The sequence below is a fragment of the Amycolatopsis sp. NPDC104587 genome, assembly GCF_055583645.1.
On record NZ_JBVJNO010000010.1, the window covers coordinates 189550 to 212793 of the forward strand.

Annotated in this window: 19 protein-coding genes; 14 read left to right on the forward strand and 5 right to left on the reverse strand. The window is 70.6% G+C overall.

The genetic code is table 11. From position 1 onward, the window contains the following. Both ACZ61C_RS30685 and ACZ61C_RS30690 read right to left on the reverse strand, forming a co-directional pair. On the reverse strand, positions 1 to 6558 hold the full coding sequence (locus ACZ61C_RS30685) for a golvesin C-terminal-like domain-containing protein (RefSeq protein WP_465311321.1): 6558 nt from the start codon (positions 6556 to 6558) through the stop codon (positions 1 to 3). Between the two features lie 245 nt (positions 6559 to 6803). Beyond that, positions 6804 to 7640 (reverse strand): helix-turn-helix transcriptional regulator, encoded by an 837-nt coding sequence (locus tag ACZ61C_RS30690; RefSeq protein ID WP_465311322.1) that lies wholly within the window; start codon positions 7638 to 7640, stop codon positions 6804 to 6806. 182 nt (positions 7641 to 7822) lie between these two features. Here ACZ61C_RS30690 and ACZ61C_RS30695 point away from each other — a divergent pair, with 182 nt between their 5' ends. The 3 genes from ACZ61C_RS30695 (at position 7823) to ACZ61C_RS30705 (ending at position 10370) form a co-directional block, all read left to right on the forward strand. Next, positions 7823 to 8770 (forward strand): SDR family oxidoreductase, encoded by a 948-nt coding sequence (locus ACZ61C_RS30695; RefSeq protein WP_465311323.1) that lies wholly within the window; start codon positions 7823 to 7825, stop codon positions 8768 to 8770. Between the two features lie 87 nt (positions 8771 to 8857). After that, positions 8858 to 9409, forward strand: coding sequence for a CGNR zinc finger domain-containing protein (locus ACZ61C_RS30700; RefSeq protein ID WP_465311324.1), 552 nt, complete (start codon positions 8858 to 8860; stop codon positions 9407 to 9409). Positions 9410 to 9536: 127 nt separating this feature from the next. After that, positions 9537 to 10370: an SDR family NAD(P)-dependent oxidoreductase gene (locus ACZ61C_RS30705; RefSeq protein ID WP_465311325.1), complete on the forward strand. Its 834-nt coding sequence runs from the start codon at positions 9537 to 9539 to the stop codon at positions 10368 to 10370. A 3-nt stretch (positions 10371 to 10373) separates the two neighbouring features. On the opposite strand, the gene ACZ61C_RS30710 is transcribed toward ACZ61C_RS30705, so the two are convergent. Further along, positions 10374 to 11615, reverse strand: a complete 1242-nt coding sequence (locus ACZ61C_RS30710) for an alpha/beta hydrolase family protein (protein ID WP_465311326.1) — start codon at positions 11613 to 11615, stop codon at positions 10374 to 10376. 96 nt (positions 11616 to 11711) lie between these two features. Here ACZ61C_RS30710 and ACZ61C_RS30715 point away from each other — a divergent pair, with 96 nt between their 5' ends. From ACZ61C_RS30715 to ACZ61C_RS30730, 4 genes are all read left to right on the forward strand, one after another. Further along, positions 11712 to 12323 carry a TetR/AcrR family transcriptional regulator gene (locus ACZ61C_RS30715; protein WP_465311327.1) on the forward strand — a complete coding sequence of 204 codons (612 nt, stop codon included), beginning with the start codon at positions 11712 to 11714 and terminating at the stop codon, positions 12321 to 12323. Continuing rightward, positions 12320 to 12850 carry a MerR family transcriptional regulator gene (locus ACZ61C_RS30720; RefSeq protein ID WP_465311328.1) on the forward strand — a complete coding sequence of 177 codons (531 nt, stop codon included), beginning with the start codon at positions 12320 to 12322 and terminating at the stop codon, positions 12848 to 12850. Before ACZ61C_RS30715 ends, ACZ61C_RS30720 begins: the two co-directional genes overlap by 4 nt. A gap of 121 nt (positions 12851 to 12971) precedes the next feature. Continuing rightward, the gene (locus ACZ61C_RS30725; RefSeq protein WP_465311329.1) at positions 12972 to 13844 is read left to right on the forward strand and encodes an alpha/beta fold hydrolase; all 873 of its coding nucleotides are present in this window, start codon (positions 12972 to 12974) and stop codon (positions 13842 to 13844) included. 200 nt (positions 13845 to 14044) lie between these two features. Next, on the forward strand, positions 14045 to 14668 hold the full coding sequence (locus tag ACZ61C_RS30730; protein ID WP_465311330.1) for a nuclear transport factor 2 family protein: 624 nt from the start codon (positions 14045 to 14047) through the stop codon (positions 14666 to 14668). Here the strand turns inward: ACZ61C_RS30730 and ACZ61C_RS30735 are convergent. Together ACZ61C_RS30735 and ACZ61C_RS30740 are read right to left on the reverse strand one after the other, a co-directional pair. Then, entirely contained in the window at positions 14658 to 14828 is a 171-nt protein-coding gene (locus ACZ61C_RS30735) for a KOW domain-containing RNA-binding protein (protein WP_465311331.1), read from the reverse strand. The genes ACZ61C_RS30730 and ACZ61C_RS30735 overlap by 11 nt on opposite strands. Positions 14829 to 14878: 50 nt before the next feature. Continuing rightward, the gene (locus tag ACZ61C_RS30740; protein WP_465311332.1) at positions 14879 to 15871 is read right to left on the reverse strand and encodes a PaaX family transcriptional regulator; all 993 of its coding nucleotides are present in this window, start codon (positions 15869 to 15871) and stop codon (positions 14879 to 14881) included. A gap of 177 nt (positions 15872 to 16048) precedes the next feature. Here ACZ61C_RS30740 and ACZ61C_RS30745 point away from each other — a divergent pair, with 177 nt between their 5' ends. From ACZ61C_RS30745 to ACZ61C_RS30775, 7 genes are read left to right on the forward strand one after another with little or no spacing between them, the layout of a single operon-like run. Continuing rightward, positions 16049 to 16966: a transporter substrate-binding domain-containing protein gene (locus ACZ61C_RS30745; protein WP_465311333.1), complete on the forward strand. Its 918-nt coding sequence runs from the start codon at positions 16049 to 16051 to the stop codon at positions 16964 to 16966. Further along, positions 16963 to 17838: an amino acid ABC transporter permease gene (locus tag ACZ61C_RS30750; protein ID WP_465311334.1), complete on the forward strand. Its 876-nt coding sequence runs from the start codon at positions 16963 to 16965 to the stop codon at positions 17836 to 17838. Before ACZ61C_RS30745 ends, ACZ61C_RS30750 begins: the two co-directional genes overlap by 4 nt. After that, the gene (locus ACZ61C_RS30755) at positions 17835 to 18620 is read left to right on the forward strand and encodes an amino acid ABC transporter ATP-binding protein (protein ID WP_465311335.1); all 786 of its coding nucleotides are present in this window, start codon (positions 17835 to 17837) and stop codon (positions 18618 to 18620) included. The genes ACZ61C_RS30750 and ACZ61C_RS30755 overlap by 4 nt, the downstream gene beginning before the upstream one ends. Then, positions 18617 to 19756, forward strand: coding sequence for a CapA family protein (locus tag ACZ61C_RS30760; RefSeq protein ID WP_465311336.1), 1140 nt, complete (start codon positions 18617 to 18619; stop codon positions 19754 to 19756). Before ACZ61C_RS30755 ends, ACZ61C_RS30760 begins: the two co-directional genes overlap by 4 nt. After that, positions 19753 to 20991, forward strand: coding sequence for a CaiB/BaiF CoA transferase family protein (locus ACZ61C_RS30765; protein ID WP_465311337.1), 1239 nt, complete (start codon positions 19753 to 19755; stop codon positions 20989 to 20991). Before ACZ61C_RS30760 ends, ACZ61C_RS30765 begins: the two co-directional genes overlap by 4 nt. Continuing rightward, the gene (locus tag ACZ61C_RS30770; protein WP_465311338.1) at positions 20988 to 21992 is read left to right on the forward strand and encodes a 2-hydroxyacyl-CoA dehydratase; all 1005 of its coding nucleotides are present in this window, start codon (positions 20988 to 20990) and stop codon (positions 21990 to 21992) included. The genes ACZ61C_RS30765 and ACZ61C_RS30770 overlap by 4 nt, the downstream gene beginning before the upstream one ends. Beyond that, a complete protein-coding gene (locus ACZ61C_RS30775; RefSeq protein WP_465311339.1) occupies positions 21989 to 23224 on the forward strand; it encodes a 2-hydroxyacyl-CoA dehydratase in 1236 nt (411 codons plus the stop codon). Before ACZ61C_RS30770 ends, ACZ61C_RS30775 begins: the two co-directional genes overlap by 4 nt. Positions 23225 to 23244: the final 20 nt, after the last annotated feature.

Sequence of the window (23244 nt, forward strand, 5' to 3'; positions counted from 1 at the left end):
TCACTTCAGCGGACTCCCTGGTATGGCTCCGGCTTCATCGATCGCGGCTGCGCACACCGGGCAAATCGGGCGTCCAGCCGCCACCACCTTCGGGACTATGTCGTTCTGTTTCATGTAGTCGAGGATAGATGTTTCGGCGTGGCCGGGTCCGGTGGCCAGGTCTTCTCCCGGCCTGATGGCGTCGCGCACGCCCGGCCGAAGGTACCCGCCGGGTTCGCTCGTCCCGACGACCGTTCGGGTCGCTCCACTCGAGTCGACGCCTTCGCCGACGCCCATGGTCACCCGGCCGCGGGAGCCGGTGGGGAGCATGTCCTGCAGTTCGGCCGCGCGGTCACCTACCGGGCAACCGGAGTTGTGCACGAGCGCGGGTGACGTTCCCGCCAGCACGTAGTAGGTGTGAACGCCTGCGATGCTCAGGTTGTGCACTCGCTGGTGCTGCTGTGTCCATCCGCGGATGGAGATGACGAGCAGCCGCTGTCCGACCTCGTCGCGTAGCCAGTCGCCGGCTCGCAGATCGGTGGCGTCGACCCAGCGGCCCCGATCGGCAACCCAAAACGGATGGTGGTCTGTCGCGACGACGGTGCCGGTAGCGGCACCGTCGCCGCCGTCGGTGTCGACGGTGATCTCGACCAGGTTCTTCGTGCCGTCTCCCGTGATGACGGCGGTCACCGGCTGGGCGGTCAGGCTGCCCGGCCCCTGGCCGGGATCAGTGCTCGCAACGAGGTCGCCGACACGGACGTCCTCGATGGGCATTGTGCTGCCGTCGGCCATGACGACCTCGGTTCCGGGCACGAAGCTGTTCCCGGTGCAACTGGCGGCCGTCGCGCTGGTGCCGCCGCCGTTGGCCGCCGCGCCACCGCCTTCGCCCGCCCCCGAGGGTGTCTTGCCCGCCGGTGCGCTCGCGGGTCCGCCCGGCCCCTTCGGCGCCGGAACCGAGTTCGGTGCGGTCTTCGCGCCGTTGAGGCCGTTCTCGGCGGCCTTGCTCGCGATCTTCTCGTCCCGGATCGCGGCCGTGGCGACCTTCGTGGCTCCGTTGACCGTGGCCACCGCCTCGGCGCCCTTGACCGCCGCCTTGCCCAGCTTCACCGCGCTCGCCACCGCGCCGGCTCCGGGGACCGCCGAGGCGAACGACATCACCGAGTTCGCGACGTCGCCTTCCGCGGCGTACCACGCGCCGTTGACCACGGCCGCCGCCGTGCCCACGACCGGGATTGCGCTGGCGACGTCGAGGATCGCGTGGCCGATGTCCGCGTGGTCCTCGATGAAGCTCACGGCGTCGTCGAACCAGCCGTGGCCGTCCAGCTCCACCTGCGACAGCGGGTTGCCGGAGCCGAACGTGTAGCGGTTGTTCGTCCACGGGTCGGCGCTCATGCCGAGGTCGGACAGCGCCCCGTTGTAGAGGTCCAGCGTCAGGAAGCGGTTGGTGCCCGGCGAGTAGTCCCGGAAGCCCATGTCGTAGGAGTCCGACGACTTGTCGTGGCGGGCGGTGTTGAACCGGTAGGAGTTCTTCTCCGGCTTGTCCGGGTTCGCCGCGTCGGTCTTGTCGTCCCCGGTGGCCTGCTTGAGGTCTTCTTCGCCGTAGGCGGTGTAGCCGTACGTCGACTTGGTGTTGCCGTTCTTGTCGGTGACCTGTTCGACGTCGGAGTGGGTGTTGAAGCCCATGAAGACGTCTTCGGCCGCGCCGTTGCCGTCGTCGCCGAAGCGGACCTGGCCGAGCATCTCCCCGTCGGGTGAGTACTGGTAGATCTTCGTCAGCTTCGAATTGACCGTCTCGGTCAGCACCTGTTCGGTCAGGCCGAGGTAGTTCATGGCCGTGACGCGCTTGCTGCCGGTCGCGTCTTCGGTCTTGGCGGTCTGGCGGTCGAGCGGGTCGTAGGTGTAGGTCGTCGTCCGTTCGGGGTTGCCGTCGTCCGGGGTGTCCTTGACCAGCTTCGTCTTGCGGTCGAAGCCGTCGTAGGTGTACTCCTCCGTCGCCTCGCCGTTCTGGCTGACGCGCTCGAGCCGGCCGTAGGCGTCGTAGTCGTAGTCGGAGTCCGTGCCGGACCGCTTGCTCGTCTCCAGCCGGTTGCGGTCGTAGCCGAACTGGGTCTGGACGCCGTCGACGGTCTGGTCGTAGACGTTGCCGTTGTCGTCGTTGTGGTACTGCTCGGTGCCGCCGCCACCGGCTCCGGACTTCGTCACCTGGCGGACGCGGTCGCGGGGGTCGTAGGTGTAGGTCTTGGTGAAGGACCCGGAACCGCCGTTGTCGGCGTTCTGCAGGGTGCCGGTGTCCTTGGTCTTGTTCGAGTCCGGGTCGTAGGTCAGCTGGTGGTCGGCGACGACCGTCGAGCTGTTCTTCTTCTTTTCCGTCTGGCGCTTGAGCAGCCCGTCGAGGTAGTAGGTCGCGTCGAGGGTGTTGCCGTTGCCCTTGACCTGGTGCTTGACGTGCGCCTGCTTGTCGTAGTCGAAGGTTGTGGTCTTGCCGGCGTCACCGTCGTTCCGCTTGGTGAGGATCGACTTGACGAGGTCCCGGCTGTCGTAGGTGAACACCGACGACTTGTCGTCCATCCGGGCCGAGGTGATGTTGTCGTTCTCGTCGTAGCCGTAGGTCGTGGTGTGCAGGACCTTCCCGGACTTCGACTCCTTGACCGACTCCGCGAGATCGACTTCGTCGTAGCCGATGTCCCACGCGTCCGCCGGCGCTCCCGGCGACGAGTCGGTCATCCGGGTCATGTTGTCGTCGGGGTCGTAGGACATCGTGAACGTCTTGCTCTCGTTGTCCACGTCCCCCGAGTTGTCCCGCACCAGCTTCACGGCGTCGGCGGTGACGGTCCCGTTGCTCTCGCCGGCGAGCGCGATCTCCTTGGTGTCCCCGGCGGTGAAGGAGTACTTGCCGAGGCTGACCCAGCGGCCCTGGTTCTTGCTCTGGTCGACCACGGCGGTGGACGTGCCACCGTCACGCGCGACGAAGTAGGTCGCGTCGGTGGCGGTGCCCTCCGGGTACCAGACCTGGACGTCGTAGCGCCCGGTGCGCGGGATCGTCGCCTTCCAGATGAAGTAGTCGTCGTCCGCGTGGGTGGTGATCGTCGAATACTCGGTGCCCTGGTAGCCCTTCGGCGACTGCGCGGTGCTCCAGCCGTCGTCGGCGTACGTCCGGCGCTTGTCGGCGTTGTCGACGAGGACCGCGGCCGCGCCGACCGGCACGCCGCTGTCGGACCGGGTCCGCTGCTTGCCGCTGGGGTAGTAGGTCCAGCTCTGCGTCCGCGGGGCGGACCCGCCGGAGCCGCTCACCGTGCGGGTGCTCTGCTGTCCGGTCTCGTTGTAGTCGTAGCTCGTGACGATGTCGAAGGGATCGGTCGAGCCGCGGACCCAGCCGTTGTCGTAGAACGACTGCCGGGTCACCACCCGGGTGCCGGTCCCGTGGGACGGCGGCGCGCTGATCTCGGTCATCCGGCCGAGCGGGTCGTAGGTGTAGATCGTGCCGGCGGCGGTCTTCGCCTCGGAGTCGGCCGGGTCGTAGGGCAGGATCTCCGCGCGTTTGCGGTTCAGTTCGTCGTAGACCGTCTCCTTGACGAAGTCGTCGGCGACGTTCGCGGTGTCGGCGCCGCGGGGGTTGATCGTCTTGGTCTTGTTGCCGACCTGGTCGTACTCGTACCGGGTGGTGAAGTACTGGGTCGTGCCGTTCACGGTGTCGTGGGGTGCGCGGACCTCGGTCTGCTTGGCGCGTTCGTCCAGGGTGATGAGGGTTTCGGTGCCGTCCTCGTCGGTGTTGCCGACGACGTTGCCGTCCCGGTCGTAGCGGGTGCGGGTCGCGTTGCCGAGCGGGTCGATCGTCGAGACGACCTGGTGGTTGAGGTCGAACACCCACTTGGTGGCGTAGTCGTTCGGGTCCGCGGTGCGGTTGGCCCGCGCGTCGATCTTGGTGACGAGGTTGCCGACGAGGTCGAACTGCGCGGTGACGCGGTCACCGTTGACGTCCTTGGTTTCGACCCGCTGGTTCGCTTCGTTGTAGCGCAGGCTTTCGGTGAAGTCGTTCTGGTCGCCCGAGGTGAGGTTTCCCTTGGGCTTGGTCATCTTGGTGACATTGCCGGCGGCGTCGTAGGCGAGCGTGGTCAGCTTGTCGGGCCCGGCGGGGGTGTCTTTGGGCGCGTAGACCGCGACGGTCCGGTCCATCTCGTCGTAGACGGTGCGGGTCACCGAGCCGCGGGCGTCGGTGGCGGTGAGGACGTTGTCGTTCGCGTCGTACCGCGCGCCCGGTGTGGTGATGAAGACGCCTGCGTCCTGGTCCTTGGGCAGCTTGCTGTCGAGCGGGCGTTTGAAGACGTCGTAGCTCGTCGTGCCGACCTTGCCCAGTGCGTCCATCGTGGACACCGCGTTGCCGGCGGAGTCGTAGCGGTAGCGGGTGACGCAGCCGAGCGCGTCGGTGACCAGGTTCGGGTAGCCGACCGCGTCGTAGTCCCCGTAGACCGTCTTGTGGTTGTTCGCGTCGACCTGCTCGATCAGGTGGCCGAGCTCGTCGTAGGAGTAGCGCGATGTGTAGTCGTTCGGGTCCGGGGTCGCACTGCCCTTGGGGTCGGTGACGGCGACCGGGTTGCCGTGGTCGTCGTAGACGAACTTCCAGTGACGGCCTTCGGGCGTGGTCTTGTCGGTGAGATCGGCGACGTGGCCGTCGAGGTCGGAGCGGTAACCCAGGACGGTGGCCGGGGTGTTCTGGCGGACGGCTTCGGCGTCGCGGATTTCCAGGGGGAAGCCGGTTTTCTGGTCGTAGACCCAGGTCTTCACGGCGCCGTTGGCTTCGGTCTGGCGGACGACGTTGTTGTCGGCGTCCCAGATGAGTTTCGTGGTGCGGTTCAAGGCGTCGGTGCGTTCGGTGAGCCGGCCGTAGCCGTCGGTCCGGTACCGGCTCGTGTGCCCGTTGCCGTCGGTGACGGTGGTGGCGGTGTCCGGTCCGCCGGCGCCGTCGGGGTCGGCGTAGTCGAAGCCGGTGGTGGCGGTGCGCCGGTCGGTGACAGTCCGGGTGGCGCCGAACCGGAGGGAGTCGCCCGGATCGGTGAAGTAGGTGATGCCGGTGCCGTGGCCGAGCGGGTCCACGACGGTGATCAGCTTGTTCGTCGAGGGGCCGTCGGTGGCGTAGAAGAACTGGAAGGTCTTCTGGTCCGGATTGCCGGCGGCGTCGTCGACTTCGCGCAGCGCGCCGTTGTCGCCGTAGACCAGGTTGACGACCCGGCCGGTGATGTCGGTGACGGACTTGAGCTGGTTGACGACCGCCGCGGCGCTCAACGCCTTCGTCGAGGTCCTGCGGTTGCCGGTGATCAGCGGAGCGGCTTGGCCGGCTTGGTAGTAGTCGAAAGTCAGGGTGCGCCGCCCCGCGGCGTCGGTGACGGCGTGCAGCACGCCGGTGTTGCGGTTGCCGATGACCACGCGGTCGTAGGTGAACGACATCGTGTTGCCGTTCTTGTCGACGGTCGCGGTCTGGTAGCCGTCGGCGTCGAAGAAGAACTGCGTGCGCTCCGGCGCGGTGAACACCCAGCGGCGGTCGTCCGGCTCATCGGCTCGGTACTGCAGGTACAAGTTGACGCCGGCCGGCGAGGCGTAGGTCCAATCGCGAGGCAGGGCGCTGCCGTGGCGGTCGAGGGTCCAGCGGTGGCTGGTTCCGTCCCCGTCGGTGAGCACGACGTTCTCGGCGTACCCAGGTCCGTCGAAGGCCAGCGGCGTGCCGAGGCGGTTGAGCGTCGACGCGCTGATCGACCAGCCCGGCCCGCCGAAGGCGTTCGAGGCGTCACGGCTGTTGTAGTTCAGCCGCAGGAAGCTGGACGGCCCGTGGCTCGGGTTGGAGAAGACGTCGTAGCTCCACTCGGCGTTGCCGGTGGACTGCTCGACCGAGACGGTTCCGCCGGCTCCGGTCTTGACCTGGCCGTAGGAGTAGAAGCCCTCGAGACCCAGGCGGTCGGAGGTCGGGTTTTCGACCTGGACACCCTGGTCGAGCGTCGGAACGCCGTCCGTGGCCGAGAGCCAGGTGCGGGTGGCGGTGTCGTAGACGTCCCAGCGCAGGGTGAACTGCTCGCGGGCGTTGGCGGCGGTCGGGACCGGCGCCTTGATCAGCGCGTCGAGGGTGACCGAGGCGCCGGCCGCGAGATCGGCGGGCAGCCGGGTTTCGCGCCGGTTGGCGTCGGAGGTGACGTCGGTGCCGGAGCCGGAAATCCAGTGGTACGAGAGCACCTTGGTGGCCGCGGGAAGCGGTTGGGCGGTCGTGTTGGTGACGGTGACGGGGGAGTGGTATTCGCGGTCGGGCACCATGCGCCGCGCGGTTTCCGGCGCGGCGTAGGCGTTCGCGGCAGTGGCCCTGGCCGCGGCCTTCGGTGCGGCGAGAGGTGCGGGTACGGGTGCCTGGGTGGCCTTCGGCGCGGCCAGCGCGGCTGTGGTGGCGCACCGGGGTGACGGCGGTACCGGGAACGCGGCCGCCGCAGCCGCGGGTGCGGCCGCGGCGGCCTGGCCCAACCCGGTCGCACCGGTCGTCGCGACGGCCAGGAGGCTCGCGAGCGCGACGCCGCGCAGCCAACGCCGATGTGTTCTGAACATGGGCCCCCGCCGTCCGATCCTGGGAAAGGCAAAAGAAATCCGAAGTGACCCCGGCTTTCCCGCAGAAAGCGCTCACCCCTGGGTCTCGGCGAGAGCATAAGCCGGTAGAAGTTGATGTCGGCAGCGGCTGAAAGGGTGAACGAAAAAGTGCGCGGACTACTGAGAATAGCTTTTGTTTTCTGTCGAAAATTTCTATTATATTCGCACGGTTCGGGGACCGGTCCCGGGAAAGCGGCGTGGGGTCGTCAGGAAAGCGTCTGCGTGCCGATGACGGACAGCATCTGCAGCTTCTCGTGGCTCTCGCTGCCGGGAACGGCGGTGTAGACCATCAGCGAGTGAGCCTGTCCCGGGTCCACGAGGCGTTGACAAGTCAGCTCCAGTGCACCGACTTCGGGATGGACGAAGTGCTTGACCTCGTGCGGACGGATCCCGATCTCGTGGTCGTCCCACACGCGGCGGAACTCCTCGCTCGAGCCCAGGAGGAGCTCGGCCAGGTGCGCGGCCCGCGATCCGGGGCCGCGGAGGGTGACGAGCTCGCGCAGGCCGGCCGCGTACATCCGGGTGAGGAACGGGTGCTCCTCCGGCGCGTAGAGCCGCCGGACGGCGGGGTCGGTGAACCACCGATACCCCGAGCTGCGGGCAGGTCCGGTGTACCGGGTGGTGTCGCCGGTGAGTGCCACGCCCATCGGCGACTGCCGCAGGGTTTCCCCGAGCTCGGTGACGATCTCCGCCGGGGTGTCGTCCAGGCGGTCGAGCACCCGCAGCAGGCCCGGACTGATGTGGTCACCTGCACCCCTGGCGGGCGGGCTGTGGCCGGCCAGGCGGAACAGGTGGTCGCGTTCGTCGATCGACAGGTGCAGGCCCTGCGCGATCGAGGCGAGCATCCGCTCGGAGGGCTGCGGACCGCGTTCCCGCTCGAGCCGGGAGTAGTAGTCGGCGGACATGTGGCACAGACCCGCGACCTCTTCGCGCCGCAACCCGGCCGTCCGGCGGCGGGGCCCGCGGGGCAGGCCGACGTCTTCGGGTTGCAGCGCCTCACGCCGATGGCGGAGGAACTCCGCGAGCCCAGTGCGGTCGATCACGACGCCCCCTCTTCGAATGCTGCCTCGTTTCTACCGTCCGCCGCACCAGCGAGCCACGACTCGTCGATCCCCCTCTCCGCTCCCGGAAGGGTGATCTTGGTGAGCCTCTGATCGAGAGGTCCTGGATAGCCCCGCACCGGCGGCCGAAGATCGAGGACACGACCACTCGGAGGAGCCCGGCCATGCCACGCGAGAAGATCGACATCGACGTCCCCGACCTGACCGGACGCCGCGCCGTCGTCACCGGCGCGAGCGACGGGATGGGACTGGGTATCGCGGCCCGGCTGGCCGCGGCCGGCGCGGAGGTGATCATGCCCGTCCGCAACCCGCGCAAGGGCGAGGCCGCCGTCGCCGAGATCAGGCGGGCCGTCCCCGCCGCCGACGTCTCGCTGCACGCCCTCGACCTGTCCTCGTTGGAATCGGTCGCCGCGCTGGGCGAAACCCTGCGCGGCGACGGCCGTCCGATCCACCTTCTGGTCAACAACGCCGGCGTGATGACCCCACCGGACCGGCAGACCACCGCCGACGGGTTCGAGCTGCAGTTCGGCACCAACCACCTCGGCCACTTCGCGCTGGTCGCCGGGTTGCTCCCGCTGCTCCGCGCCGGCCGGGCTCGCGTGACGTCGCAGATCAGCGTCGCCGCCGCCCGCGGCCGGGTCAACTGGGACGACCTGAACTGGGAGCGTTCCTACGACGGCATGCGCGCCTACCGCCAGTCCAAGATCGCGTTCGGGCTCTTCGGGCTCGAACTCGACCGGCGCAGCACGGCCGGGGGCTGGGGCATCACGAGCACCCTGTCCCACCCCGGTGTCGCCCCCACCAGCCTCCTGGCCGCCCGCCCCGAGCTCGGCCGGGGCAGGGACACCCTCCAGGTCCGGCTGATCCGGGCGCTCTCGGCTCGCGGCATCCTGATGGGCACTGTCGAGACCGCGAAGCTGCCCGCGCTGATGGCCGCGACCGATCCCCGGCCCGGCACCCTCTACGGCCCGAGCGGCCCGGGCAACTTGGGCGGCCCGCCCGCCGTTCAGCGCCTTTACCCGCCGTTGCGCGGCGAGGAAGAAGCCCGGCGCGTCTGGCAGACGTCCGAGCGGCTCACCGGGACCGTCATTGCTTCCTCCGCCGGGTTGTGACCCCAAGCTGCTAGCCGGCATCGAGCCGACGTTCGGGCCCAACGTCGGTTGGGCTCGTCGGGGAAACGGTCGCGCTACGCTGTCAGTATGGTCGAGAGCGAAGCAGGCGAGGCGGTGCTGCGGTTCGTGAACACGCACGCCGACGCCGGAGGGCGTCCGGAGCTGTTCGGAACCGCGAAGGGCTTCGCCGACTGGGCCGCCGAGCACGAGCTGCTTCCGTCGGAGGTCGTGGTCACCGAGTCCGACGCCGTCGCCGCCCGGGAGCTGCGCGACGCGCTGGTCACGGTCTTGCTCGCGCACGCGGGCGATCCGGCTCCGGGTCTACCGGAGGCTGAGAGGTACCTGGAGCAGGCCGGCTCGCGCTACCCGCTGATCGCCGTGGTCGAACGTGCGGGCGTACGGCTGCGACCGGCGGCAGGCGGAGTGCCGGGTGTGCTGGCCGGAGTGCTCGGCGCTGTCGCCGAGACGTCCCACGGGGATGCTTGGGGCCGCCTCAAGGCGTGCTGCAACCCGCCCTGCCACTTCGGGTTCTTCGACCGCACGCGCAACCGGTCCGGGCGGTTCTGCAGCTCCGGGTGCAGCTCCCAGGTCTCCATGCGTGCCATGCGCAAGCGCCGCAAGGATGCCGGGACGGCTTAGTTTCGGCCACGCGAGACCTGTCGCCGGGCGACGCCGTCGTCGCCTGATGGTTCGCACTCCTCGCACAAGCAACTGTAACCGTCGTCACTCTTGAGTGGTTATGAGCTAATGACTTATGGTCACAACCATGATGAATGCAGCGAACACCAGCGAGACCACGTCCTCCCGCGTCTGGTTCATCACCGGCGCCTCCTCCGGCATCGGCCGCGAACTGACCGAACAGGCCCTGGCTGCCGGCGAGTCGGTCGTCGCGCTCGCTCGCGACGCGGCCAAGCTCGACGACCTCGGCTCCGCCGAACGGCTGCTGGCCATCAGTGCCGACGTCCGCGACGAAAACGCGGTGCGGCAGGCGGTCGAGCAGGCCGTCGCCCGGTTCGGCCGGATCGACGTCCTGGCCAACAACGCCGGCTACGGCGTCTTCGGCGCCGTCGAGGAAGCCACCGACACCCAGGCCCGCGCCTTGTTCGACACCAACGTCTTCGGCGTGCTGAACGTGCTGCGCGCGGCGCTGCCGGTTCTGCGCGCCCAGCGGTCCGGGCACATCCTGCAGGGCTCCTCGATCTTCGGGCAGACCGCCGCGCCCGGCTTCGGCATGCTCGCGGCCAGCAAGTACGCCGTCGAAGGTCTCTCCGACGCCCTCGCGCTCGAGGTCGCGCCGCTGGGCATCAAGGTGACCCTGGTCCAGCCCGGCCCGACCGCCACCGCCTTCGGCGCCAACGTCGATCCCGCCCAGGGTGCGCACGCCGACTACGACGCGACCGTCCGCGGGCCGCATGGCGACACCCCCGCCTCCGCCGCGGACAAGGTCGCCGAGGGTATCCGGGCCGCGGTCGCCGACCCGAACCCGCCGCGGCGCCTCGCGCTCGGCGTCGTCAGCGTCACCGGGATGCGCGACGCCCTCACCGCGCGGCTGGCCGACCTCGACGCCTGGGCCGGCGTCGGAGAGAAGGTCGACGCGTGACCTTCAAGCTGCCGACGGTGGCAACAAGGTCCGCAGCGCGGTCGGTGTGCCGGACGGTTTCGAACCTGGTTGTCCTTGGCGGCCGAGAACGGTGTCGAGCCAGTCGAAGGTGCGCTGGTTGAAGAGGAACAGCGCACCTTCCTGGCAGTGCTCCCCGGCGCCTTCGTCCTCGCGGAAGAAGATCAGCTCCTTCTCACAGGTCAGTTCGTCGAGCACACGCCGGGGCTGGCCGCGGAAGAACTGGTCGTCTTCGGCGTCGAGGACCAGGGTCGGGCAGGTGATGCGGTCGGTGATACCGGCCATGGTGTAGGCCTTGGTCGCCTCGACCACGTCCTCGAAGGTGGACATCCCGAAGGACCACATTCCGGTGCGCACCACCCAGCGCGCCATGGTGTTCTGCTCGATCAGCGCGTCGAGACCACCCGGGGTGGATGCGGCGCGCTCGGCGACGGCGGCGAAGGGCTCGTACAGGTCGTAGACGCCGTCGTAGAGCACGCACGCGGCGATGCGGTGCTCGAAGGCGGCCGCTCGCCCGGCGAGGTAGCCGCCCAGGCTCATGCCGATCAGCGCGATCTTGTCGTTGTCCACTTCAGGTAGCGACAGGGCGACGTCGACGGCGGGGGTGACCACGGCTTCCCAGTCGGGCCGGAAGTACAGGCCCTGCCGGCGCAGCGGGGCGCCCTGGCCCGGGCCGTCGAAGGCGAGGACGTTGAAGCCGCGCCGCAACGCGCCGACCGCGCTCGCGACGTAGTGCTCCTCGAGGGTGGAGTCGATCCCGCCGTGGAAGATCACGGTGGGCCGAGGGGTGCCCGAGTCGTCGACGAGGAACAGGTACGCGGGCAGAGTCGTGTCCTCGTACGGGATCTCCAGGGCACGGGCCGGGGTGTCCAGCAGCGGGGCCGCGTCGGCGAAAGTCTGCTGGGACGCCTTGTCGAGCCGTGCCGACTCCTCCTCGTGGACGCCGTCGGTGCGGAGGTAGAAGTCGGCGACGCGGTAGTAGTTGGACGCCCGCAGCAGCGCGTCCCGCGCGCTGACCCGATGCCCGGCGGCCAGGGCGTTCCGGCCGATGCCCTCGACCCGGGCGGCGGTCGCGGCCCACTGGGCCGCCCACGCCGCTTCGTCACCTTCGGGGATGTTCCAGCAGGTGACCAGGACTTCGCCGAGGTCGGCGCCGGCGTGGGCGGTGTAGCCGGCGGCGCGCAGGGCCTCGAAGGAGAAGGACTCGTCGTCGAAGAGGAACTTCATCGGATGCCTCCCGAATTATGCGAACGGAACGGTCTCGTTCCGTTCTAACGCGGTCGAACAGGGAACGCAACCGTTCCGTTCGTTAGAGTGGGTGGCATGTCCACCCAGGAAGAAAGCGCGCGGGCGGTGAGTGGCGGGGCGGTGTTGCGGCGGCAGGTGACGGACGCGATCACCGAGGCGGCTTTCGCGGAGCTGGCCGAGACGGGGTACGCGCGGACGTCGATGGACGCGGTCGCCCGGCGCGCCGGTGTCGGCAAGGCCGCCCTGTACCGGCGGTGGCGGTCGAAGCAGGCGATGCTCGCCGAGCTGATCCGGGGCAAGGTCGCCGACGCGCTGCCGCCCACCCCGGACACCGGCGCCCTGCGCACCGACCTGCGTCAGCTGTTCGCCACCTTCCGCGCCCAGCTGGACAACCCGCTCATCACCCGGGTCGGCGCCGGGCTGCTGGCCGAAGCCGAGTACGACGCGACGCTCGCCGAGGTGCTGCAGAGCTGCGTGGCCGAGCCGCGCCGGGCGGCGGCGCGCGCGATCCTGCGGGCCGCGATCGACCGCGGCGAACTCCCGTCCGACCTGGAGCTCGAGCTGGGCACCGACCTGCTGATCGCGCCGCTCGCCTTCCGCCTGCTCGTGCTCAAGAGCCCGATCGACGACCGGTACCTCGAGACGTTGACGCGGGCGATCGAGGCGGCGTTGAAGGCGTCGTCGTGAGCGACGAGGCGCCACGCTCGATCACCGAGGTCGCCGTGGCTTTCGGGCTGCCGATCTCGACGCTGCGCTACTACGACCGGATCGGGCTGGTTCCCGCGTCGCACCGGCGGGGCCGGGTCCGGCACTACGACCACGCGGACCTGCGGCGCCTGGCCTACGTCCAGCTCTGGCACGGCGACGGCGCCCTCAGCATCGACCGGACCAGCGCGATCGTCGGCAGCGTCGAACGCGCGCACCGCAACGACGTGATCGAGCGGAGCCGCCGCGAGCTCGCCGACCGCATCGCCGTCCTGACCGAGGCCCACGAGCTGCTGAGCCACCTCACCACCTGCCGGTACGACGACCACACGGCGTGCCCCATCGTCGGTGCGTACCTGGTGGAACGAGTCGACACCGCACTCCACCGGCCTGGCAGCGCAGGCCGACGGGAAGAATCGGTCTACACCGCGATGCGGCGGGCCAAGGCCACCCTCGCGGAAGCCGGGCCGGACGGCGACCCCGGATCTCCCGGCGTGGCGACCCGATAGCGGCCTTTCCCCTTGCACTGAAGTCGACTTCAGTCGGCACACTTCCGATGGGCGTCACCCGAGGGCGCCCGACGAGCATCGGCGTGCCCGGACGGGCATGCTGCCGAACCGAAGGTGAACCGTGCACACCCCTATCGCCAGCCCCGGCCTGCCCGGGGTCGACCATCGTCAAGTGCGGCTCGCCGGCGGCGTCGAACTGCACGTCGCCGTCGCGGGCGCCGACGGGCCACCCATCCTCCTGGTCCACGGGTTTCCCGAGACCTGGTGGGCGTTTCGCCGGCTCCTGCCCATACTGGCCCGTTCCCACCGGGTCCACGCCGTGGACCTGCCGGGCTTCGGCTCCTCCCCGTTCGCGGGCGAGCTGAACAGTGCCGAGCTCGCCGAGGTGCTCGGCGCGCTGGTCGAAGCGCTGGACCTGGGACCGGTTCACCTGGTCGGCCAGGACATCAGCGGCCCGATGACCTACCGGCTCGCCGCCGCCCGGCCCGACCTGGTCGCCGGCTACACCGCCATCGAGACCTTGTTGCCGGGCTTCGGCTGGGAGGCCGTGGCCGACTTCGGCCACGGCGGCGCCTGGTACATCGGCGTGCTCGCCACCCCCGGCGTCGCCGAGCTCCTGCTCGCCGGACGCGAGCGCGAGTTCATCGCTCACCACGTCCTCGGCCCGCAGATCCGCGTCGACGAGGTGCCCGACCAGCTCGACCTCGACGTTTTCGCCGCCGCCTACAGCGGCCCCGACGGCTTCCGGGCCGCGGGCGCGATCTACCGGTCGCTGGTGGCGGAAGGTGAGCAGATCCGCGCCCTCGCCGCCGAGCCGCTGACCCGGCCCGTGCTGGTCGTCAGCAGAGAAGGCGGCGACCGCGTTCCCGCCTCCTTGCGCAATGTCGCGCCGGAGCTCACCCACGTCGGCATCCCGGGCGTGGGCCACTACGTGGCACTGGAGGCACCGCAAAGCCTCGCGAGCGCGCTCACGGAGTTCATCCGGAAGGTCTGACGGGCAGTGAGCGGCTGTGGTGTGCGGGAAGGTCCAGATGACCTCGTCTTCGAGGAACGAATTGCGTGGTGGCTGCCACAGCCGGCTCCTCTTGCGCTGAAGTCGGCTTCGGTCGCGAAGGGTGTTCAGCGGGCGCCTGAGCGGTGTCCACTCGCCCCCGGCCGGGGACGAGTCCGTCCACAGCAGAAGGAGCGGCCGCGATGCGTGTGCAGCCGACCCCGTCCGCGGAGCGGGCAGCCCGTGACCGCGCGGCCATCGCCGAACTGATGACGGCGTGGGCCGGGTATCGCGACGCGGGGCGCTGGGAAGAGCTCGCCGGGCTGTTCACGCCCGCCGCGACCGTCGAGCTGACCTGGACGCGGACCACCGCCGCCGAGTTCGTGTCCGCGGCACGGGCGCACGCCCCCGGTCCGCTGCAGTCCAAGCACGTCGTCTCCGCGCCGCTCGCTGTCGTGCGGAGCGACCGGGCGATCGCCGAGACCGGCGTGGTGCTGGTGGCCGACCACCGCGCTCTCGACCTGGGCGCGGTGACGCACGCCCGGTTCCTCGACCGGCTCGAGCGGACCACTGCGGGCTGGGCGATCGCGCGCCGCGTCTCCGTGTACGACTCCTGCGGGTTCAGCTTCCCGTTCGGTCCGGTCAGCGTGGACCAGGACGTTGTCCGGCGTTTCCCCCGCGAGTACGCGGGCCTGGCTTACCTGCTGGTCGCTGCCGGGTACCACCCGTCGACCGACTCGCCGACCCGCGACGGTGCCCGCGAGCACGCGGTCCGCGTCGAGGACGCCGCCTGGCTGAACGGGTCCGACCTCGGGGTCAGGGGGTGAACTTTTCCAGTTCGTCGGCCGGGAAGTAGTTCTGCGTGACGTCGCTGACGCGCACCAGGTACTTCTCCCGCTTCTCGTCGAGGTGCACGACGGTGCCGACGTTGCCCGTCATGGTCTTGCCGGTGATCCGGACTGTGTCCCCGACCGCGAAGTCTTCCATGATCGACGACCCTAGCCTCGGGAGTCGATCGCGGCTGGGCGGCCGGGTTCTCACGGCCGTCGCGCGTCGTCCAGCCGGCGGGCCTCGGCGGCCTGCTCGAACGGCGTGTCGCCGGCCGGGTGGCGGTCGCCCAGTGCGGCGAACAGCGCGGCCACCTTCACCGAGTCGTGGTGGGTGGCGAACTCGGCCAGCGCCGGGTCGGTGGCCGCCAGCACCTGCCGGAACCGGAGCTCGGCGAGCGGGCCGAGCCGGTCGTAGATCTGCAGGAACACCTTCTGGGCCCGGTCGCGCGCCCAGCCGGCCGGCAGCAGCTCGGCGGGCAGGTCGGGGTCGGTCTCCGGGAACCGGCGCCAGTCGACGCGCAGCTCGGTGCGGGTGCGCAGTGCCTGCGCCGGGCTGATCAGACCTGCCTCCAGGCCGGTGAGCACCGCTTCGTAGCGCTCGACGAACTGCTCGTACTCGCGGGCGAGGGGCTCGAGGTCGAACGCCGTGACCGCCGCCGCCGCCGAGCCGGGGACCTCGGTGGCGCGGAAGACCGTCGCGCTCCCGAGGCCGAGCTCGCGCAGGGCCGTGAGCGCGGGGCCGGCCAGGTCGTGCGGGCTGACCCACACCCCGTCGTAGAGGGCGGCGAAGCGCAGGACCCGCAGGCGTGACCGCAGGGCCGTGCGCAGCGCGCGGTCCTGCTCCGGCACCGAAAAGGTGACCACGGTCCACTGCCCGTCCCACTCCGGCGCGGTCGTGCCGAAGGTCAGCATCCGGTGCGTGCGCTCGACGATCACCTCGGACGTGCGTGCGGGAATCCCGTACGCCGTCGTCCGCCCGCTTCGCGACACCGTGAGCAGACCGCGGGCGGCGAGCCGCCGGATCGCCGCCCGCGCGCTCGCCGGGCTGATGTCGAACTCGCCGAGCAGCTCCACCAGGGCGGCCGACGGGATGCGCTCGTCGCGCCAGTACCAGAAGTCGCCGAGCAGGGACGTCAGCAGCAGCTGGGGTTCGGCTCCCTGCTGGGAACGGGGCAGCGGCCCCGAGGACGTCGCTGTCATCGCGTGCTCGCCTCTTCCGGGTTCGGCGCGGGGGTCGGCCGGGGTCGCCCACCGCCGGTGTCCATGGTCGCAGTGGGCGTCCGGGACGGCGCACCGAGGGGTTGAATCACGCGACACATCATGCGACGATCGGCGCTCACTTAGCAACCTATTGCCTTCCCTCAGGAAGTAACCGACATGGGTTCCTCTCTTCGTCAATGGCGTCGAAGCTCGCTGACGGCGGTCGCCGCCGGGCTCGTCCTGGCCGGTTGCACGGTCGACGACGGCGTGGCCTCGGCGCCCACCGCCGCCGCTCTGACCACCGACCAGGCACTGCACGACCAGCTCCCGCAGGTGGTCAAGGACTCGGGCGTCCTCCGGTTCGCCGGGGACTCCCACCCGCCGTACCGCGCCGTCGGCCCGGACGGCAAGACGGTCACCGGCATCGACCCCGACTTCCAGCAGGCGCTCGGCCAGCTCCTGGGCGTGCGCACCGAAACCACCATCGTCAGCGGGCTCCCGGCCGCGCTGCAGGGCATGCTCAGCGGCCGGTACGAGGCGTTCAACGGGCCGGTCAAGGCCACCGCCGAACGCGAGAAGCAGTTCGACACCGTCACCTGGATGACCACGCGCACCGCATACGTGATCCCCGAAGGCTCCGCCGCCGGGATCGAGCAGGCCGCCGACCTCTGCGGCAAGCGCGTCGCGGTGGTCACCGCCAGCGTCGTGGAGGGCCAGCTCGCCAAGCTGTCCGCGTACTGCGAGGGCAAGCAGCGGCCGGCCGTGCAGGTGGTCGGGCTCGACGACACGAACGCCACCCTGCTGGCCGCCAGGTCCGGCCGCGCCGACGCCGCCGGGATGACCCAGGCCGCCGCGATCGACGTCACCAGCCAGCAGAAGGGGCAGTACGAATACGTGACGCAGACCGAGGAACAGGGCGCGACGAAGGACAGCCTCGCGCTCTACACCCCGAAGGCCGGGAAGCTGGGCCCGGTGCTGCAGAAGGCTTTCGAGGAGCTGTTCCGCAACGGCACCTACACCCGGATCATGCAGAAGTGGGGTCTGGCCGACGTCACGGTTCCGCAGCCGCTGTTCGACGTGGCGTCCGCGAAATGACCGCGATGTCCACTGTGGAGGAAAGCGTGGCGGCCCGGGACGACGTCGCCTCGGCCCGCGGTCGCTTCCGCCCGCTGCGCTGGCTGTTCGTGCTCGTGCTGGTGGTGCTGCTCGCGCAGCTCGCCGTCTTCCTGACCGGCAACTCCCGGTTCCAGTGGGACGTCGTGGCGAAGTACCTCTTCGAGAAGAGTGTCCTGGCGGGCCTGGGCACGACCGTCGTGCTCGCTGTGGCGGCGATGGTCCTCGGCTCGCTGGTCGGCGGGGTGGTCGCGGCGATGCAGCTGAGCGGGTTCGGGCCCGCGCGCTGGGTGGCCACGCTGTGGGTGGGCCTGTTCCGCGGCATCCCGCCGCTGGTGCAGCTGATCTTCTGGTTCAACCTCGCGTACCTGCTGCCGAAGCTGTCGCTCGGCATCCCGTTCGGCCCGGTCTTCGGGACGTGGGACGCCAACACCGTCATCACGCCGCTGACCGCCGCCGTCCTCGGGCTGTCGCTCGTGGAGTCGGCCTACCTGGCGGAGATCTTCCGCGCCGGGGTGAGCTCGGTCGACCCCGGTCAGCGCGACGCGGCCCGCGCGATGGGCTACCGGCCGGGGCAGACCCTGCTGCGGATCGTGCTGCCGCAGGCGATGCGTGTCATCATCCCACCCGCGGGCAGCCAGTTCATCAACGTGCTCAAGGGCACCGCGCTCGTGTCGGTCATCGCGATGTCGGACCTGCTGCACGCGGTGCAGGTCATCTACAACCGCACCTACGAGATCGTGCCGATGCTGCTGGTCGCGTGCTTCTGGTACCTGGTCGTGGTCACCGCCCTGACGGCGGTGCAGCGCCGGCTGGAGCGCCGGTTCTCGCGCGGCCACCGGAGTCTCCGATGAGCGCGCCGGTGCTGCGGGTCAGCGAAGTCCGCAAGCAGTTCGGGCCGGTGACCGCGCTGGCCGGGGTCAGCCTCGACGTGCACGAAGGCGAGACGGTCGTGGTGATCGGGCCGTCGGGATCCGGCAAGTCGACGCTCGTCCGCTGCGCCCACCAGCTGGAGCCGATCGACGGCGGGGCGATGTACCTGGACGGCGAGCTGCTGGGCCACCGGCGCGCACCGGGCGGCCTGCGGGTCCTGACCGAGCGGCGGATCGCGGCCCAGCGGCGGCGGATGAGCATGGTCTTCCAGCAGTTCAACCTGTTCCCCCAGTTCACCGTGCTGCGCAACGTGACCGATGCGGCGGTCCGCGTCCACGGGCGTGACCGGTCCACAGTGGAGCGAGAAGCGCGGGAACTGCTGGAGCGCATCGGCCTGGCCGGGCGCGAGGACCACTACCCGCGGCAGCTCTCGGGCGGGCAGCAGCAGCGGGTCGCGATCGCGCGGGCCGTGCTGGTCCGGCCACGGATCATGCTGTTCGACGAGCCGACCAGCGCCCTCGACCCGGAGCTGGTCGACGAAGTCCTGGCCGTCCTGCGGAATCTGGCCGCGGCGGGCACCACGATGGTCGTCGTCACCCATGAGATGGCCTTCGCGCGTGAGGTGGCCGACCGGTGCGTGTTCATGGAGGCGGGCCGGATCGTCGAGGAGGGCCCGCCCGGCGAGCTGTTCACCCGGCCCCGCACGGATCGGCTGCGTGCCTTCCTCTCCCGCCATCTGTCCGAAAAGGAGGGTGTCTCGTGATCACTGTCGGCGCCGTCGGCGACCTCATCCTGGACGAGCCGGACCCCAGGTCGTTCCTCGCCCCGGCCGCGCCGGTGCTGCGCGGGATGGACCTGGCGATCGGGCACGTCGAGGTGCCGCACTCGACCACGGCGGTCCAGAGCAGCACCGACGTCCCCGCGCCCCCGGCGGACCCCGAAGCGCTGAAAGCGGTGGCCGACGCGGGCTTCGCGGTCGTCACCCTCGCGGGCAACCACATCTGCGACGCCGGTGACGGGGGACTGGCCGACACCATCGCCTACTCCCGTGCCGCGGGGATGCTGACCGCCGGCGCCGGGCCGGACCTCGCGCAGGCCCGGCGCCCGGCGATCGTCGACCGCGGCGGCCTGCGGATCGGCGTGCTGTCCTACAACTGCGTCGGCCCGCGCGAGTCCTGGGCGACGTCCCGCAAGCCCGGCTGCGCGTACGTCCACGTCCTCACCCACTACGAACTCGACCACGCGAGCCCGGGCGGCCCGCCGAAGATCTACACCTTCGCCGATCCCGAAAGCCTCGAGGCGATGACCGAGGACGTCCGCAGCCTGCGCACCGAGGCCGACGTCGTGCTCGTGTCACTGCACAAGGGCGTCGGGCACACGCCGATGGTCGTCGCGATGTACGAAAGCCCGGTCGCGCGGGCGGCGATCGACGCCGGCGCGGACGCCGTGTTCTCCCACCACCCGCACATCATGCGCGGCATCGAAGTCCACAGAGGACGGCCGATCTACCACGGTCTGGGCAACTTCGTCACCGTCACGCACGCTCTGACCCCGGGCGCCGGGTTCGGCGCGGACGAACTGCGCGCGTGGGCCGAACGACGCACGAAGCTCTACGGCTTCGCGCCCGACCCGGACATGCCGTTCTTCCCGTTCCACCCCGAAAGCCGCAACACCGCCATCGCTTTCTGCCGCTTCGACGAGACCGGGCTGCGCGAGGCGGGGTTCCTCCCGTGCCGGATCGACGACCGGGGCCGCCCGGTGCCGGTCGGCGGCACCCCGGAGGGCGAGGCCGTGGCGAACTACGTCGAGGACATCACCCGCGGGGCCCGGCTCAACGGCCGGTTCACCACCCGCGGCGCCGAAGTGCTCGTCGATCTCACCGAAGGGGGCTCTTCATGACCGACCAGCCACTGGCCGGGCGCACCGTCGTCGACCTGACCACCGCGCTCGCCGGGCCGTACGCAACGCTCTTGCTCGCCGGGCTCGGGGCCACCGTGATCAAAGTCGAAAACCCGGCCACGGGCGGGGATTCCTCGCGCAACAACGCGCCGTACGTCGGCCGCGACGGGCTGAATCTCGCCCGGCGGCACGACGACGACCTCTCGGTGTCGATGCTCCTGCGTGGCCGCAACAAGCTCAGCGTCACCCTCGACCTGAAGAACCCGCGGTCCCACGCCGTGTTCACCGACCTCGTCCGGGACGCCGACGTGCTGGTGGAGAACTACAGCCCGGGCGTCACCGACCGGCTCGGCATCTCCTACGAGGACGTCCGCGAGATCAACCCGCGGCTCGTCTACACCTCGATCAGCGGGTTCGGCGCCCAAGGCGGCCCGGGGTCGGGCAAGGCGATGGACTCGATCATCCAGGCGCTGAGCGGCGTGATGATGACCGCCGGCGAGCCCGACGAAGGCCCGGTCCGCTTCGGCCTGCCGATCGGCGACCTGCTGGCGCCGCTGTTCGCCGTCGTGGGCACGGTGTCGGCGTTGCTGCAGGCCGAGCACACCGGTGAAGGGCAGCGTGTCGACGTGTCGATGCTCGGCGCGCTGACCTCTCTGGTCGCGTGCGAGCCGTTCGACGCCTTCGAAGCGGTCGGCCTGCCGCAGCGCACCGGGTCGATGGTGCCGCGGCTGGCGCCGTTCGGGATCCTGCCGGCCCTGGACGGCCATCTCGCCCTCTGCGCACCGACGGACGCGTTCGCGCACGGCGTCCTCCGCGCGATCGGCCGGCCGGAGCTCGCCGACGACGACCGCTACCGCACCCGGGACCAGCGGGTCCGGGCCGCCGACGCGCTCCACGAGCTGATCCGCGAGTGGTGCCGGGCGCGGCCGCTGGCCGAGATCCTCGCCGCGTTCACCGCCGAGGGCGTTCCCTCGGCCGAGGTCCGCGAACCGCGTGAGGCGGTGCGGGATCCGCTGGTCCGGGCCCGCGAAGAGGTCGTGCCGCTGACGCACCCGCGGCACGGCGCGGTGGCCGACCTGGCCGGGACCGGCGTGCCAATCCGGTTCTCCGGAGCCCGCGTCTCCCTCGACCGGCCGGCGCCAAGCCTGGGGGAGCACAACGAACACGTCTACCGCGAGCTGCTCGGCTACACCGAACAGCAGCTGGCGGAGCTCGCCGCGGAGGCGGTGATTTGAGCACCGTCGGATACGCCGGCGCCGACGTCCCGGTCGAGCTGATCACCGCGGCGGGGCTGCGGCCGCTGCGGCTGACCGGGAAGCCGGGTGCGGACAGCGCTCTCGGCGACCGTTACCTCGGTCGCGGTGTCGACCCGGTCGCCCGGTCGATCCTGACGCGGATCCTCACGGCGGACTACGGGTCGCTCGAAGCGATCGTGGTCTCCCGCGACTGCGAAGCGTCGCTGCGGCTGTTCTACGCCTTGCGGGAGCTGCACCGGGTCGAGCCGGAGCTGGGGTTGCCGCCGGTGCGGCTGGTGGACGTCCTGCACCTGCCGCACCACACCACCACCCGCTACGTCCACGCGAAGATCGCGCAGCTGCGCGCGTGGCTGGGACGCTGGCGACCCATCTCCGACGACGACCTCGCCGAGGCGATCACCGCCCACGACACCCTGCGTCGGTCACTCGGCCGGGTCGCCGCCCGGCGCCGGGCGAACCGGCTGAGCGGCACCCGGTTCCTCGAGATCGTCGCCGCTACCACCGCGGTGCCGGTCACCGAGGCCACCGCGCTCGTCGAGCGCGCGCTGGCCACCGACCCACCCGAGGTCAAGGGGACGAGGCTGTTCCTCACCGGCAGCTCCCACGACCACCCCGGTGTCTACGAAACTTTGGAGCGCAACGGCTTCCTCGTCGTGGGGGAGGACCACGACTGGGGTGAGCTGCTCTTCGCCCGGACGTGCGCGGCGCCGACGGAGCTCGCGCTCGCCGAGCGGTACCAGCACAACGGCCCGACCGCGCCGCGCGCCTCGATCCGGCAGCGCGCGGCGCACACCGCCGCGGCCGCCCGGGCCTGCGACGCGGAAGTGCTGCTGTCCTACGCCCGGGTCCACGACGACGCACCGCCGTGGGACTTCCCGGAGCAACGCGCCGCGACGGGCGTGCACGCGGTCCTGGCCGAACACCAGCCCTACGGCGAACTGACCTCCGATGCGCTGGCGGCGTTGGGTGCGGCCGCATGACCGCCCGGCTGGCGTCGGCGACCACCGCGACCGCCTACCAGCGCGAGTGGTTCGCCCGGGTCCGCGCCGCCCAGGGTCCGTTGGCGCTGGTCAACGCGGACGCGCCGCAGGAGGTCTTCCGCGCCATGGACATCCCGTACGTCGTCAACCAGTGGTGGGCCTCGATCGTCGCGGCGAAACGCCAGACCCAGCGTTATCTCGGCCTGCTCCGCGAGCGTGGGTACCCCGACTACATCGAGCAGTACAGCGCCACTTCGCTGGCGTCCGCGTTCGAGGACGACCCCGGCCAGGCACCGTGGGGCGGGCTGCCGACGCCGTCGATCGTGCTCGGCGAGACCACCGGCGACGCGTCCCGCAAGATCTTCGACGTCTGGGACGGCCGGCCCGGTGTCACGTACTACCCGCTGGAAAGCGCGGCGGAGAACGAGGTCCCGGAGCGGTGGTGGGAGCTGATGCCGCACCGCTGGGAGGAGGTGATCGGCACCGACCGCCTGGACCTGCTGACCGGCGAGCTGACCGGGCTGATCCGGTTCCTGGAGCAGACCACCGGCCGGGTGTTCTCCGAGACCCGGTTCCGCGAGGTCCTGGCCCTGGTCAACGAGCAGCAGGAGTGGAACCGCCGGACCCGCGACCTGATCGCGGCCGCCCGGCCGTGCCCGATCACCGTCACCGACGGCATCCCGAGCGTCATGGTGCCGCAGTGGCACCGCGGCACGGAATGGGCGCGTGACGCGGCCCGGGCGTTCCACGACGAGGTGCGCGACCGGATCGACGCCGGGGTCGCGGTGTGCCCGCACGAGCGGCTGCGGCTGATGTGGGTCGGCCGCGGGCTGTGGTTCGACCTCGAGTTCTACCGGCGGTTCGAGGAGTCGCACGGCGCGGTCTTCGTGTGGTCGATGTACCTCGCCATCGCCGCGGACGGTTACCTGCGCTACGGCGACGACCCGCTGCGGGCGCTGGCGGCGCGGTTCGCCGCGTTCGGCGACCAGCTCTACACACCGCCGTGGTCGGCGGAGTGGTACGTCAAGGAAGCCCGGCACCACGGTGTCGACGGCGTGGTCCACCTCGTCTCCGACGACGCGCGGGGGAGCTACTTCACCACCCGTGCCCTGCGTGCGGCGGGCATCCCGGTGCTGGAGCTGCACTCGGACAACGTTGATGCCCGCGCGGGAGACGACCTGACCGCACGGATGACCGAGTGGATTTGCTCAGTTCAAGGGGCGAACGTTTGACAAGTAGTTGCTCTTCGTGG